Annotated in this window: 10 protein-coding genes; 4 read left to right on the top strand and 6 right to left on the bottom strand. The window is 66.4% G+C overall.

Going from position 1 to position 12,573, the window contains the following annotated elements; genetic code table 11:
* Positions 1 to 159: 159 nt before the first annotated feature.
* Positions 160 to 735: a single-stranded DNA-binding protein gene (locus CLM74_RS05540; RefSeq protein ID WP_105163600.1), complete on the bottom strand. Its 576-nt coding sequence runs from the start codon at positions 733 to 735 to the stop codon at positions 160 to 162.
* Positions 736 to 1,019: 284 nt separating this feature from the next.
* Here CLM74_RS05540 and CLM74_RS05535 point away from each other — a divergent pair, with 284 nt between their 5' ends.
* Entirely contained in the window at positions 1,020 to 2,051 is a 1,032-nt protein-coding gene (locus tag CLM74_RS05535) for a LacI family DNA-binding transcriptional regulator (protein ID WP_025873949.1), read from the top strand.
* Positions 2,052 to 2,145: 94 nt separating this feature from the next.
* Here the strand turns inward: CLM74_RS05535 and CLM74_RS05530 are convergent, their stop codons facing one another.
* Positions 2,146 to 4,200 carry a PAS domain-containing sensor histidine kinase gene (locus tag CLM74_RS05530; protein ID WP_105163599.1) on the bottom strand — a complete coding sequence of 685 codons (2,055 nt, stop codon included), beginning with the start codon at positions 4,198 to 4,200 and terminating at the stop codon, positions 2,146 to 2,148.
* On the bottom strand, positions 4,190 to 5,686 hold the full coding sequence (locus CLM74_RS05525) for an ATPase domain-containing protein (protein WP_033830567.1): 1,497 nt from the start codon (positions 5,684 to 5,686) through the stop codon (positions 4,190 to 4,192). The genes CLM74_RS05530 and CLM74_RS05525 overlap by 11 nt, the downstream gene beginning before the upstream one ends.
* A gap of 335 nt (positions 5,687 to 6,021) precedes the next feature.
* On the opposite strand from CLM74_RS05525, the gene CLM74_RS05520 reads away from it, so the two are divergent.
* The 3 genes from CLM74_RS05520 to CLM74_RS05510 all read left to right on the top strand — a co-directional run bounded on the left by CLM74_RS05520 (position 6,022) and on the right by CLM74_RS05510 (position 11,049).
* The gene (locus CLM74_RS05520; RefSeq protein WP_105163598.1) at positions 6,022 to 6,486 is read left to right on the top strand and encodes a GNAT family N-acetyltransferase; all 465 of its coding nucleotides are present in this window, start codon (positions 6,022 to 6,024) and stop codon (positions 6,484 to 6,486) included.
* A 72-nt stretch (positions 6,487 to 6,558) separates the two neighbouring features.
* Complete coding sequence (locus tag CLM74_RS05515; protein ID WP_059063355.1) at positions 6,559 to 7,458, top strand: ABC transporter ATP-binding protein; 900 nt, start codon at positions 6,559 to 6,561, stop codon at positions 7,456 to 7,458.
* A 12-nt stretch (positions 7,459 to 7,470) separates the two neighbouring features.
* Positions 7,471 to 11,049 (top strand): M1 family aminopeptidase, encoded by a 3,579-nt coding sequence (locus CLM74_RS05510; protein ID WP_105163597.1) that lies wholly within the window; start codon positions 7,471 to 7,473, stop codon positions 11,047 to 11,049.
* A 155-nt stretch (positions 11,050 to 11,204) separates the two neighbouring features.
* Here the strand turns inward: CLM74_RS05510 and CLM74_RS05505 are convergent, their stop codons facing one another.
* The 3 genes from CLM74_RS05505 to CLM74_RS05495 form a co-directional block, all read right to left on the bottom strand.
* Positions 11,205 to 11,510: a hypothetical protein gene (locus CLM74_RS05505; RefSeq protein ID WP_033830565.1), complete on the bottom strand. Its 306-nt coding sequence runs from the start codon at positions 11,508 to 11,510 to the stop codon at positions 11,205 to 11,207.
* Complete coding sequence (locus CLM74_RS05500) at positions 11,507 to 11,971, bottom strand: GNAT family N-acetyltransferase (RefSeq protein WP_032975876.1); 465 nt, start codon at positions 11,969 to 11,971, stop codon at positions 11,507 to 11,509. The genes CLM74_RS05505 and CLM74_RS05500 overlap by 4 nt, the downstream gene beginning before the upstream one ends.
* Before the next feature lie 117 nt (positions 11,972 to 12,088).
* Complete coding sequence (locus CLM74_RS05495) at positions 12,089 to 12,475, bottom strand: SseB family protein (protein WP_025873957.1); 387 nt, start codon at positions 12,473 to 12,475, stop codon at positions 12,089 to 12,091.
* Positions 12,476 to 12,573 lie beyond the last annotated feature (98 nt).

Below are 12,573 nucleotides of genomic sequence, written 5' to 3'. Positions count from 1 at the left end.
ACGGCAATGCAATCGATTGCACCATAGGGGAGGAAATTGTCTGTTTGCAAGTCGCGGTGCACGAAAATCAATGCTGCGAGGCACAACTCCGCAGGAATCACAGAAAAAGAAAGCCCCGCATGAGCGGGGCTTTCTTTTCTGCTGCGAACGAGCGTTCGATCAGAACGGAATATCGTCGTCAGCGAAGTCATCCATCGGCGGCGCCGACTGCTGCGGCTGCTGCTGCTGCGGACGCTGCTGGCCGTAGCCGCCGCCCTGGTTGCCGCCCTGGTTGTAACCACCGCCCTGGCCGCCACGCTGGTTGCCGCCGCCGCCGTATTCCTGGCGCGGGGCCTGCTGGCGCTGCGGGCGCTCGCCGCCAGCGAAGTTGCCACCGCCGCCGCCACCGCCGCCGCCTTCACCGCGGCCGCCCAGCATCTGCATTTCGTCAGCGACGATGTCGGTGGAGTACTTCTCCACGCCGTCCTGGCCGGTGTACTTGTCGTAACGCAGGCTGCCTTCGACGTACACCGAGCTGCCCTTGCGCAGGTACTCGCCGGCGATCTCGCCGAGCTTGCCGAAGAACACCACGCGGTGCCATTCGGTACGTTCCTGCTGGTTGCCATCCTTGTCCTTGCGGACGCTGGTGGTAGCCAGGCTGATGCGGGTGATCGCCATGCCGCTCTGGGTGTACTTCACGTCCGGGTCGTTGCCGAGGTTGCCGACCAGGATGACTTTGTTGATGCCGCGCGCCATAGGTACCTTCGTCCGTTGTCCAGGGGCAGGCCGCCAGTGATAGCACGTCCCCGGGCGGGGGTGCAGAGCGCTGGGGTCGCCCCCGGGAAATTTGGGGGAATACGAGAACGGGTCATCTTACCATCCCCTCGGCCGACACCTGGGTCGGGAAAGCCCCCGGCCATGGCCGGAATCCGGCCTGCAGCCCCCTGGGCAGGGCACTGCGCGCGCCCTGCCCCGGCGCGCGGCGCCAGCCCATCGGCGCCCCATGGCATCATTCCCCGATCATTTCCCTGCCGGCCCCCATGACCATCAAAGGCAAAGCCACCTCCCTGGACATCGCCCACCTGGCCGGGGTCTCCCAGCCCACGGTGTCGCGGGCCCTGCGCGGCAGCCCGATGGTCAACGCCGAGACCCGCGAGCGCATCCTGCGCATCGCCCGCGAGCTGAACTACAAGGTCGACAAGAATGCCTCCAGCCTGCGCCTGCGCAATGCCGGCACGCTGGCCCTGCTGTTCTTCGAGGACCCGACCAACGACGACTCGCTGATCAACCCGTTCTTCCACTCGATGCTGGGGTCGATCACCCGTGCCTGCGCGCTGCATGGGCAGGACCTGCTGGTGTCCTTCCAGCAGCTGTCCACCGACTGGCAGGCCGATTACGAAGACAGCAACAAGGCCGATGGCATCATCCTGCTGGGCTATGGCGACTACCACCAGTCGCGCGACCGCCTGCAGCGGCTGGTGGAACAAGGCACCCACTTCGTGCGCTGGGGCGCGGCCCTGCCCGGCCAGCCGGGGGTGTCGATCGGCAGCGACAACTTCCAGGGCGGGCATGACATCACCGCCCACCTGCTGGAACAGGGCTGCCGCCGCATCGCCTTCCTCGGCCATGCCTCCAGCCATTACCCGGAATTCCAGGAGCGCTATCGCGGCCACGTGGAGGCGCTGCGTGCGCATGGCCTGACCGCCGACCCGGCGCTGCAGCACGATGCGATCACCACCGAGGCCTCCGGGCATGAGGCGTGCCTGTCACTGCTGGCCCAGGACCGTTCCATCGATGCGGTCTGCGCGGCCAGCGACCTGATCGCCATCGGCGCGGTGCGCGCGCTGCGCGAGCAGGGCCTGCGGGTGCCGCAGGACGTGGCGGTGACCGGCTTCGATGACATCCCGCTGGCAGCCTCGGTGTCGCCGCCGCTGACCACCGTGCAGCAGGACACCAAGCAGGCCGGCCAGCTGCTGGTGGAGAAGCTGCTGGCGCTGATCGGCCGGCAGCCGGTGGAAGGCCAGAGCATTCCGGTGAAGCTGGTGGTGCGCGAGTCGTCGCTGCGCACGTAGCCCTTCGGTGGCGCCAGGCCATGCTCGGCATGCATGCGTGGGACGCAAGGCCGACGACAGCCGGGCATGGCCCGGCTCTACAGGACCTGCATCGCTACGCGCCGCCCGGCATGGCCGTGCGTACCGCCATGCTGAACTCATCCAGCAGGAAGGGCTTGGCGATCATCGCCATGCCTTCATCGAGGAAGGCCGCGCGCTCCTGTGCCTTTTCCGCATAGCCGGTCATGAACAGGATCGGCAGCGCTGGCCGCGTTTGCCGCGCGATCTCCGCCAGCTGTCGCCCGTTGAGCCCCGGCAGCCCGACATCGGTGACCAGCAGATCGATGCTCTGCGCCGAAGTGAGGATGGGAATCGCCGCATCGGCATCACCCACCACCTGCGCGTGATACCCCAGGTCTTCCAGCACCACCGTCACCAGCATCCGTACCTGCTCGTCATCCTCCACCACCAGGATGGACTGGCCGGCGCCGCGCCGGATCGGCTGCGAAGGTGCAGGCGCGTCTTCCACAACGGCCTCCGACAACGGAATGAACAGCAGCACCGTCGTTCCCTCGCCGACATTGGACTGGATGGCGATGTGGCCACCGGACTGCTGCATGAAGCCGTACACCATCGACATGCCCAGCCCCGTTCCCTTGCCGATGGGCTTGGTGGTGAAGAAGGGCTCGAAGGCGCGCTCGACCACTTCCGGCGCCATGCCGGCACCGGTGTCGGCCACCTCCACCAGTGCGTAGTCACCGGCAGGCACGGCCGTGTACTGGCCTTCCCTTACGCTTACCGACGAGGCACGCAGAGTCAGATCGCCGCCGTCCGGCATCGCATCACGCGCGTTGATGGCCAGGTTCAGCAGCGCGCTCTCGAACTGGTTGGCATCCAGCGTGGCGTGCAAGGGCAGCGGCGAGGGTTCGGCGTGGATGCGCACCGCCTCGCCCAGGGTGCTGTGCAGCAGGTGCTGCACCGAAACCAGCAGCGTGTTGAGCTCCACCGGACGCGCATCCAGCGACTGCCGCCGGGAGAACGCCAGCAGGCGCTGGGTCAGTGCCGCGGCACGCTGGGCCGAGGCGGTGGCGGTGTCGAGAAAACGTTCGAGGTCGTCGACCCGGCCCATGTCCAGGCGCAGCCGGACGATGTCCAACGCGGACAGGATGCCGGTCAGCATGTTGTTGAAATCGTGGGCGATGCCGCCGGTCAACTGGCCGATCGCCTCCATCTTCTGTGACTGCCGCAATGCAGCGTCGCTGGCCTCGCGCGCCGCCATCTGCGCTTCCAGTTCACGGGTGCGCTCGGCCACCATCGCCTCCAGCGCGTGCGCGTGCTGTTGGCTGCTGGCAAGGGCCAGCTTGGCCGCGGTGATATCGGTGACGAACACGTGGAAGCCGTCGATGCGTCCCTCGCCATTGCGGCGCGGCGAGTAACGCACTTCGCAGTCCCGGCGCCCATACACGCGATGTGGCCAGACGATCTCGAACATGGCCTCGCGACCGGCCAACGCGGCTTCCATCGCCGGGCGACGCTGCTGCCATACGGTCTCGCCGATGACCTCGCGCACATGCGTGCCGATCACTTCGCCGGTAGCCAGTTCGAACCAGTTTTCATAGGCCTTGTTGGCGAAGCGGAAGCACAGCGAGCGGTCCACGAATGCGATCAGTACCGGCATTGCATCGGCGATCAAGCGCAGCTCGGACTCGCTGCGCGCCAGCGCCGCACGGCCATCGGCCAAGGCGGCGACCTGGTCGCGCACCACGAACTGCTTGCCACGCGCGCGCAGCGCGCCCTGCACAGCGCTGAGCAACGACATGCTGCCCAATGGCCGGTCCATCTCCACTACGTTGATCGAGCCGGGCAACAACGGTTCACGGGTGGAACGCCGGTAGGAACGCGCCGAGCGCAGCAGGATGAACGGAATGTCCGACCAGGCCGGCTGCTGCTGCAGCGCCTGCAGCAGTACCTCGCTACCGCGTGCCACCGCTTCCTGGGTCACCACCACCAGCCCGGTGCAGTCATCGAGTTGCTCAGCCAGCACTTCCAGGCTTGGCGCGATGCCTGTCCTCAACCCTGCGCCGGCCAGCACCGCCGCGATGCTGTCGGCATCACGGCCGAAGGGAGCGACGATACGGACAACGGTGCCGCCCTCATCGCTATCGGACATCGGACTGGCCCAGCAGCGCTGCGCTGTCGCCGACGAACTCCGGCGTGCCGGTGAGGATGCCCTGGAAATCGGCCAATGCGGCACTGACCGTGATGCCGCGCCCGTCGATCTTCAGTTCGCGGATGGTGTCTTCATGCGCACCGCCGCGGTTCTTGATCACCGAGATCGCCTTGCGGATGCGTCCCTTGGCTTCGAAGAATCTGAACAGCACCACCGCATCAGCGATGTAGGACACATTGAGGCTGCCGGTGGACATGGTGCCGACCAGCCCATGCTGCGGGTTGATCATGAAGGTCGCCACACCCTTCTGGTTGAGGTAGGACAGCATCTCGTGCAGCTGCAGCATCAGCTGTTTTTCCTGCGGCATGGCGGTCACGTAGCCGTTGAGGCTGTCGATCACCAGCACACGGCAGTTGCGCTCCTCCACGGACTTGCGCAGGTTCCAGGAGAACTCCCCGGGCGACACTTCGGCCGGGTCGATCTGCAGGATCTCCAGCATGCCGGAGCGCAGATGCTTGTCCAGATCGATATCCAGCGCCGAAGCGCGTGCCAGCAGCGTGCCCACGCGCTCGTCGAACTCGAAGATGCAGCTGCGCTCGCCGCGCTCGCAGGCCGCCCACACATACTGCAGCGCCACGTTGGTCTTGCCGCTGCCGGCCGGGCCGGTCAACAGGGTGGAGGTACCGCGCAGCGGACCGCCGCCCAGCAGCCGGTCGATCTCGGCCACGCCGCTGCTGATGGGCGTTCCGACGAACCGTCCGTGATGTTCCGAGGCGATCAGGCGGGGGAAGATCTGCACGCCACCGCGACGGATCACCATGTCGTGGTAGCCGGCAACGAAATCGACGCCCCGCAGCTTCTGCACCTGCATGCGGCGCCGGGCAGGGCCGAAGTCCAGGGTCAGGCGTTCCAGCGAGACCACGCCGTGGCACAGGCTGTGCAGCTGGCCGTCGCGCTCATCGCCGGTGGACGTCAGGTCGTCCACCAGGAAAACCGTCGCACTCTTGGGCGCGAAGAACTGCTTGAGTGCGAGGATCTGCCGACGATAGCGCAGCGAATCCTGCGCCAGCAGGCGCAGTTCCGACAACGAATCGAACACCACCCGGGTCGGCCCGATGCTGTCCACCTTGGACATGATCAGGTTGACCGTCTCGTCCAGCTCCATTTCCCACGAATGCAGCACCGACTGCAGGCGGCCATTGCCCATCGCCCCTTCGGCCGAACCCAGCTCGAACAGGTGCAGACCGTCCAGCGACCAGCCGTGCGCCAACGCGACTTCGCGCAGCTCCTCGGCCGTCTCGGACAGGGTGATGTAGAGGCAGCGCTCGCCGCGCCGCAGGCCTTCCAGCAGGAACTGCAGGGACAGCGTGGTCTTGCCGGAGCCCGGCGGCCCCTCAAGCAGGTACAGCCGCGCCTGCGGCAACCCGCCGCCAATGATGCTGTCCAGTCCTTCAATTCCGGTTGTGATCCGCATGCGTGCCTGCATCGACGTCGACGTTTGAGGGGGAAAGCCTATCGGCGCCCCTGTCGACGCATTGTGTGATCCAGCGCAAGTCCAGATCCGCATTCAGAATGCCTTCACGGCGTTGGCGCCGGTTCCGGCCCTGGGCCCGCACGCCAGTGCCGACGGGCGTGCGATGCGCTAGATTGGCGCCACGACGCACCAATCCACCCTTCCGGGAGAAGGCCTTTGTCCTCCGCCAGCATTTCCCACACCGCACCGGTGACGGCGGCGGACGGCGCGTTGCACCTGGGCTGAGGCCCACGCTCCTGCCCTCGTACCGGCAATGCCCTTCCGGGCAGTTCCCTGTCGAGGTTCCCATGCTCATTCCCGCGTCCGCGCACGACGTGCGCGCTCTGCTGTCCTGCACCGATCCCGCTGACGAAGCGGTCGCCCCGCCCGATGTGATCGCCATGCTGGCCGACCTCACCGCCTCCATCGAGCCCCGCTTTGCTCCAGCCGCATGGCGGATCGTCGAGGCCGGCCACACGGTTGGCCTGCTGTCCCTGACCTGCGCGCCGCGCGCCGGCGTACTCACCCTCGGCTATGGCGTCGCCCCGGCCCACCAGGGACGCGGGCTTGCCGGCGCCGCACTGGCCGCGTTCGTGCAATGGGCGTGGACCGACCCGCGCGTACACATGCTGAAGGCGGAAACCGCCGTGGCCAACCTGCCCTCGCAGGCTGTGCTGCGCCGGAACGGTTTCTGCGTGGCCGGCCAGCGCATGGATGCCGAGGACGGTGCGCTGCTGTGCTGGGAGCTGGGCCGCCCGCCAACGGCACCATGACCAAAGGGGCATGACGCCGCCCCCGTTCAGCGCGATAAACAGCAGATCAACACACGGAAAGGTGTACGTCGCATGCTGAAGATCGATTCGCTGTCCAAGACGTACGCCAACGGCGTACACGCGTTGAACGGGGTCACACTGGATATTCCCCGCGGCATGTTTGGCCTGCTCGGGCCCAACGGCGCGGGGAAATCCTCGCTGATGCGCACGCTGGCCACCCTGCAGGAAGCCGACAGCGGCAGTGCCACCCTGAGCATTCCGGGTGAGTCGCCGATCGACGTGCTGCGCGACAAGGATGCCGTGCGCCGCCGGCTGGGCTACCTGCCGCAGGATTTCGGGGTGTACCCGAAGGTCAGCGCACTGGACCTGCTGGAGCACTTTGCCGTACTGAAGGGCTTGACCCAGCGCGGTCAGCGCCGCGAGGTGGTCGATGGCCTGCTGCAGCAGGTGAACCTGTGGGATGCGCGCAAGCGCAAGCTGGGCACCTATTCCGGCGGCATGCGCCAGCGCTTCGGTATCGCCCAGGCGCTGTTGGGCGACCCGCGCCTGGTGATCGTCGACGAACCCACCGCCGGCCTTGATCCGGAAGAGCGCAACCGCTTCCTCAACCTGCTGGCGGCCATCGGCGAGAACGTGGCGGTGATCCTGTCCACCCACATCGTCGAGGACGTGACCGACCTGTGCCCCACCATGGCGATCATGAACAAGGGCCAGGTGCTGCTGACCGGTCGCCCCACCGATGCGATCGAGGCGTTGCAGCAGCAGGTCTGGCGCAAGCAGGTGGAGCCTTCCGAACTGGCCGACCACGAGGCGCGCTACACGGTGCTGTCCTCGCGCCTGGTGGGCGGCCGCCCGGTGATCCACGTGCACAGCGCCAGCGACCCCGGTGATGGCTTCACTGCAGTGGCCCCCGATCTCGAGGATGTGTACTTCCAGCGCCTGCGCCTGCAGGCGCGTGCCCGTGCAGCCTGAGCGGAGCACACCATGATCCTCACCTTCTTCCGCTTCGAGCTGCGCGAGCAGCTGCGTTCGCCGCTGCTGTGGCTGCTGGCGTTCCTGTTCGCCGCGCTGGCCTTCGCCGCCGCCTCCTCCGAAGCCGTACAGATCGGCGGCGGCGTCAACAACGTGCACAGCAATGCGCCGATCGTCATCGCGCGCTTCATGGGCATCTTCACCATGATGGGCATGCTGGTGTCCACCCTGTTCGTCAGCAATGCACTGCTGCGCGACTTCGAGCTGGGCACCTCGGAGCTGATCTTCGCAAGCCCGATCAAGCGCCGCGACTACCTGGCCGGACGCATCCTGGCAGCGATCTGCGCCAGCCTGGTGGTCTACCTGATCATCGCGCTGGGCATCTTCCTGGGGCCGTTCATGCCCTGGGTGGACAAGGCCCGCGTCGGCCCGGTTTCGCTGGCCAGCTATGCCTGGGCCTTCACCTGGATCGTGCTGCCCAACGTGTTGTTCACCACCGCCCTGCTGTCGCTGCTGGCGGCGCTGACGCGCTCGATCCTGTGGGTCTACATCGGCCTGGTCGGCTACTTCGTGCTGTATGGCGTGAGTGCCTCGCTGCTGAGCGATATCGACAACGTCTGGGTCGCCACGCTGACCGAGCCACTGGGCATGCGCGCGCTCGGCCGCACGGTCCGCTACTGGGCCGCCGAGCAGAGCAACACCCGCCTGCCCGAGGTGGCGGGCTACCTGCTGGCCAACCGTGCCCTGTGGCTGGGGGTGGCCGCCGTCTTGTTCGCCGCCACCTTCGCTCTGTTCCGCACCGAGCGTACCGGCAGTGGGCGCAGGCGTTGGGGCCGTCGCCAGGCCGTGGCCAGCGCCGATGCGCCGCGACCTGCGGCGATCACCGCGCCGCGCGTGCGCCCCCGCTTCAGCGCGGCAACCGGCTGGCACCAGTTCGTGCGCCAGGTGCGCTTTGACACCCTCGGCGTCCTGCGCGGGGTGCCGTTCATCGTGCTGCTGGTGCTGGGCCTGGCAAATTTCATCCCCGCCGCCCTGCACCAGAGCGCGGTCTATGGCACGCCGATCTGGCCGGTCACCACCGAAATGCTGTCGGCCCTGCAGGGCGCCTACAGCTGGCTGCTGGTGATCATCGTGCTGTTCTATTCCGGCGAACTGGTCTGGAAGGAGCGCGCGGTCCGCTTGAACGAAGTCAACGACGCCATGCCCGTACCCAACTGGGTACCGCTGCTGGCCCGGCTGACCACCCTGGTGGTGATCGTCGCCTGCTTCCAGGCCATCGGTGCGGTGGTGTCGATGGCCATGCAGCTGGTGCAGGGCTACACCCACCTGGAGCCGCTGCTGTACCTGAAGGTGCTGGCCCTCGGTTCGGTGTTCTATGTGCTGATGGGCGGCATGGCGCTGGTCCTGCAGGTCCTGACCAACAACAAGTTCTTCGGCTACGCGCTGTTGATCGTGGTGATGATCGCGCAGGTCGCGCTGGGCCTGCTGGACTACACACAGAACCTGTACAACTTCGGCAACTGGCCCAACGCCCCGTACTCGGACATGAACGGCTACGGCCACTTCCTGCCTGGGCAGCTGGTCTTCCAGGCCTATTGGGGCCTGCTGCTGGCCGCGCTGCTGTTCCTTGCCTCCGCGTTCTGGGTGCGCGGCGTCGGCGCCAGTGCGCGTGACCGGCTGAAGCTGGCGGCACGCCGCCTGCGCGGTCCTACCGGCGCGGGCTTTGCCGTATCCCTGCTCGGCTTTGTCGCGCTCGGCGGATGGTTGTACTGGAGCACCAACATCCGCAATGAATTCCTGTCTCCCGACCAGCAGCGCGACCTGCAGGTGCGCTACGAGCGCGAGCTGTCCAAGTACAGGAACCTGCCGCAACCGCGCATCATCGCCGTCGACAACCGAGTGGACCTGCATCCGGAAACCCAGTCGATGGTCATCGATGCCGACTGGACGGTGCGCAACACCCACGCTGCCCCGATCAGTGACATCCACATCGCGATGGGCGATGACCGCAATCTGGTCAAGGTCGACCTGGGCGGGCAGACCCTGGCCTTCCATGATGTCGACCTGGGTTACCGCATCTACCGCCTGGCCACGCCATTGCAACCCGGCGAGCAGCGGCAGGTGCATTTCCGCGTCGAACAACGCCCCAAGGGCATCACCGCCGGCCAGGCACCCAGCAACATCGTGGACAACGGCACGTTCTTCAACAGCACCCTGCTGCCGTCATTCGGCTACGACCCGCGCGGCGAGCTGGAGGACCGCAACGAACGGCGCAAGCGCGGGCTGGGTGAGCCGACCCGCATGCCGAAGCTGGAGGATGAAGCAGCACGTGCCAACACCTACATCTCCGACGACGCCGACTGGCTGGACTTCCGTACCACCATCTGCACCGCACCGGACCAGGTCGCGCTGGCCCCGGGCTACCTGCAGCACGAGACCACCGTGAACGGCCGCCGCTGCTTCAGCTATGCGATGGACCGGCCCATGCTCAACTTCTACGCCTATCTGTCGGCGCGCTGGCAGATGAAGAAGGGCATGTACAAGGACATTCCGATCGAGGTGTACTTCGACCCGGCCCATGCCTACAACGTGGACCGCATGATCGAGGCGGTGCAGAAGTCGCTGGCCTACTACGAGGCGAACTTCACGCCCTACCAGCACCGCCAGGTGCGCATCATCGAGTTCCCGGGCTACCAGAGCTTTGCCCAGTCCTTCGCCAACACCATCCCCTACTCCGAGTCGATCGGCTTCATCGCCGACCTGCGTGACCCGGACAAGGTGGACTACGTGTTCTACGTCACCGCGCATGAGATCGCACACCAGTGGTGGGCGCACCAGGTGATCGGTGCCAACGTGCAGGGCGCCACGGTACTGTCCGAATCGCTGTCGCAGTACTCGGCGCTGATGGTGATGGAAAAGGAGTACGGCCGCGCGCACATGCGCCAGTTCCTGAAGACCGAACTGGACCGCTATCTGGCCGGCCGTGGCGGCGAGCGCATCGAGGAACTGCCGCTGGAACGGGTGGAGAACCAGCAGTACATCCACTATCGCAAGGGTTCGCTGGTGTTCTACCGCCTGCGTGAGGAAATCGGCGAACAGGCGCTGAACCGCGCCCTGCAGCGCTTCCTGCAGGACAAGGGCTACCAGCAGCCGCCGTACACCACCTCGCGGGAGCTGCTGGACTACCTGCGTGCGGAGACCCCGGCCGACCGCCAGCAGCTGCTGACCGATCTGTTCGAGAAGATCACGCTGTACGACAACCGGCTGGAGACCGCCAGCGCGCGCAAGCGTGCCGATGGCCGCTACGACGTCACCCTGAAGCTGCACGCCGCCAAGGTCCATGCCGATGGCCAGGGCAAGGAAACGCCGGCCACGCTGGACGACTGGGTCGAGATCGGTGTGTTCGCCAATGGTCCCTCGGGCAAGGAACGCGACCAGAAGGTGCTGTACCTGCAGCGCCATCACATCACCACGGCAGCGCCGACGATCACGGTGACGGTGGATGCCAAGCCGGACGAGGCCGGTTTCGATCCGTACAACAAGCTGATCGACCGGGTGAGCGAAGACAACCGGCGCAAGGTGACGATGTGATGTGAGCGGCGGTGCCGGCCTTCGGGCCGGCACCGATCTCCTACGGCATCCACGCATGGCGTGGATCTACGGGGATGCATCCACGCATGGCGTGGATCTACTGGAATGCATCCATGCGCGGCGTGGATGCCGTACTGACCGGTTGACGCCCTGGGCTACGCTGCGGGGCCCTGCGAACCGGCCTTCGGCCCCAGCACCGCCAGCAGCACGTAGATCACGATCGACGCCACGGTGCCGAGTGCAGCCAGCAACATGAAGGCAAACTCCGAACGGCCCTGCAGCCCTGCCCAAACGCCCAGATGCCAGGCCGCGCCAAGATTGATCAGCCAGGCGATGACGAACACCGGCCACTGCACGATGCCGACCGCGCTCAGCAATGGCGCGGCGATGAGGGCTGCGACGATGGCGCCGATCAGGAAGACCAGGGCAAGACGGGAATGCCGGGCCGAGGCGGTGCTCATGCGCTCAACCCGCGGACCATCACCAGCACCGGGAAGCCACGCGTGTCGGACTCGACAACGGGCTTCCACCCCAACCGCGCATACAGACCACCGTCCAGCGACTCGGTCTGCAGATAGAGCTGCGATATGCCCATCGACCGGGCCTGCTTCACTGCGTGTTCGACAAGCGTGCTGGCCAACCCTCGCCCGCGTTGGCTGTCGGCCACATACACGCTTCCCAGCCAGTGCTCATACTCGGGAAAACCGGGCATCTCACCGCGCTTGAGCTGCACGGCGCCGACCACCTGCCCATCATCGATTGCCGCCAGCAGATGCGGGAATCCCTGCGCGTCCTTGGGCTTGCGCAGCCGCAGACGCTCATCTTCCAGAGTGAAGCCTGCATCCTTTCCCCACTGCGCGTGATACCACTGCGCCAGCTGCTCGCACTCCGGCGCCGCCGGCGCCAGCATCCTGAACTCCATGGGTAACCTCGCTGTCCTGATCGTCCTTCAGGAAAGCATGCTTCACCCCTGCAGTCACTGCAAATCGTTGCAATCAATCCAACCGTGCATGGGATCGGCTCCCCGGCGATATGCACCTCAGCCCTGCGAGAAGTCCTTCAGGATCTCACCGACGCCGCTGGGCGAGATCTCGAAGCCCAGCGTAGTGCCCGGGTTGATCACCACGCCGTAGCCGCCCGGCACGCGGCGCAGCACGTCCAGCATCAGCCAGCGGACCTGATGCTCGGCCTGCTGGCTGTAGATGCCCACCCGCGCCGGATCGGTGAACACGGCCACGTGCAGGGTGCCCTGCTTGTCGAACAGCAGCGGATCGAAGCCACTCCCATCGGGCGTGACCAGGCTGCCCGTCAGCAGCACCACCTGGGAAGCAACGAAGGCCTCCATGAATGCCCGGATCGGCACTGTTCCGTCCATCGCGGCCTTGAGCAGGGTTTCGATGGGAGTCTGCGGGGCAAGGTCGGTCATGGCAGTACGGGCGCGGCATCAGGGGGTGCCTATTGTGCCGGATGCCGCCACACCAGGTAGTGCCGGCCGCTGGCCGGCAACTGCACTGGCTCCAACGA

The organism is Stenotrophomonas sp. MYb57 (assembly GCF_002966815.1).
Lineage (GTDB): Bacteria > Pseudomonadota > Gammaproteobacteria > Xanthomonadales > Xanthomonadaceae > Stenotrophomonas > Stenotrophomonas indicatrix.
Note: the sequence above shows the minus strand (reverse complement) of the source record. Positions and strands in the feature narration are given on the sequence as shown.

Bases quoted from the DNA above. Each gene is read 5' to 3' on its own strand.
- CLM74_RS05540 (WP_105163600.1), bottom strand. From the start codon at position 735: ATGGCGCGCGGCATCAACAAAGTCATCCTGGTCGGCAACCTCGGCAAC.
- CLM74_RS05535 (WP_025873949.1), top strand. From the start codon at position 1,020: ATGACCATCAAAGGCAAAGCCACCTCCCTGGACATCGCCCACCTGGCC.
- CLM74_RS05530 (WP_105163599.1), bottom strand. From the start codon at position 4,200: ATGTCCGATAGCGATGAGGGCGGCACCGTTGTCCGTATCGTCGCTCCC.
- CLM74_RS05525 (WP_033830567.1), bottom strand. From the start codon at position 5,686: ATGCAGGCACGCATGCGGATCACAACCGGAATTGAAGGACTGGACAGC.
- CLM74_RS05520 (WP_105163598.1), top strand. From the start codon at position 6,022: ATGCTCATTCCCGCGTCCGCGCACGACGTGCGCGCTCTGCTGTCCTGC.
- CLM74_RS05515 (WP_059063355.1), top strand. From the start codon at position 6,559: ATGCTGAAGATCGATTCGCTGTCCAAGACGTACGCCAACGGCGTACAC.
- CLM74_RS05510 (WP_105163597.1), top strand. From the start codon at position 7,471: ATGATCCTCACCTTCTTCCGCTTCGAGCTGCGCGAGCAGCTGCGTTCG.
- CLM74_RS05505 (WP_033830565.1), bottom strand. From the start codon at position 11,510: ATGAGCACCGCCTCGGCCCGGCATTCCCGTCTTGCCCTGGTCTTCCTG.
- CLM74_RS05500 (WP_032975876.1), bottom strand. From the start codon at position 11,971: ATGGAGTTCAGGATGCTGGCGCCGGCGGCGCCGGAGTGCGAGCAGCTG.
- CLM74_RS05495 (WP_025873957.1), bottom strand. From the start codon at position 12,475: ATGACCGACCTTGCCCCGCAGACTCCCATCGAAACCCTGCTCAAGGCC.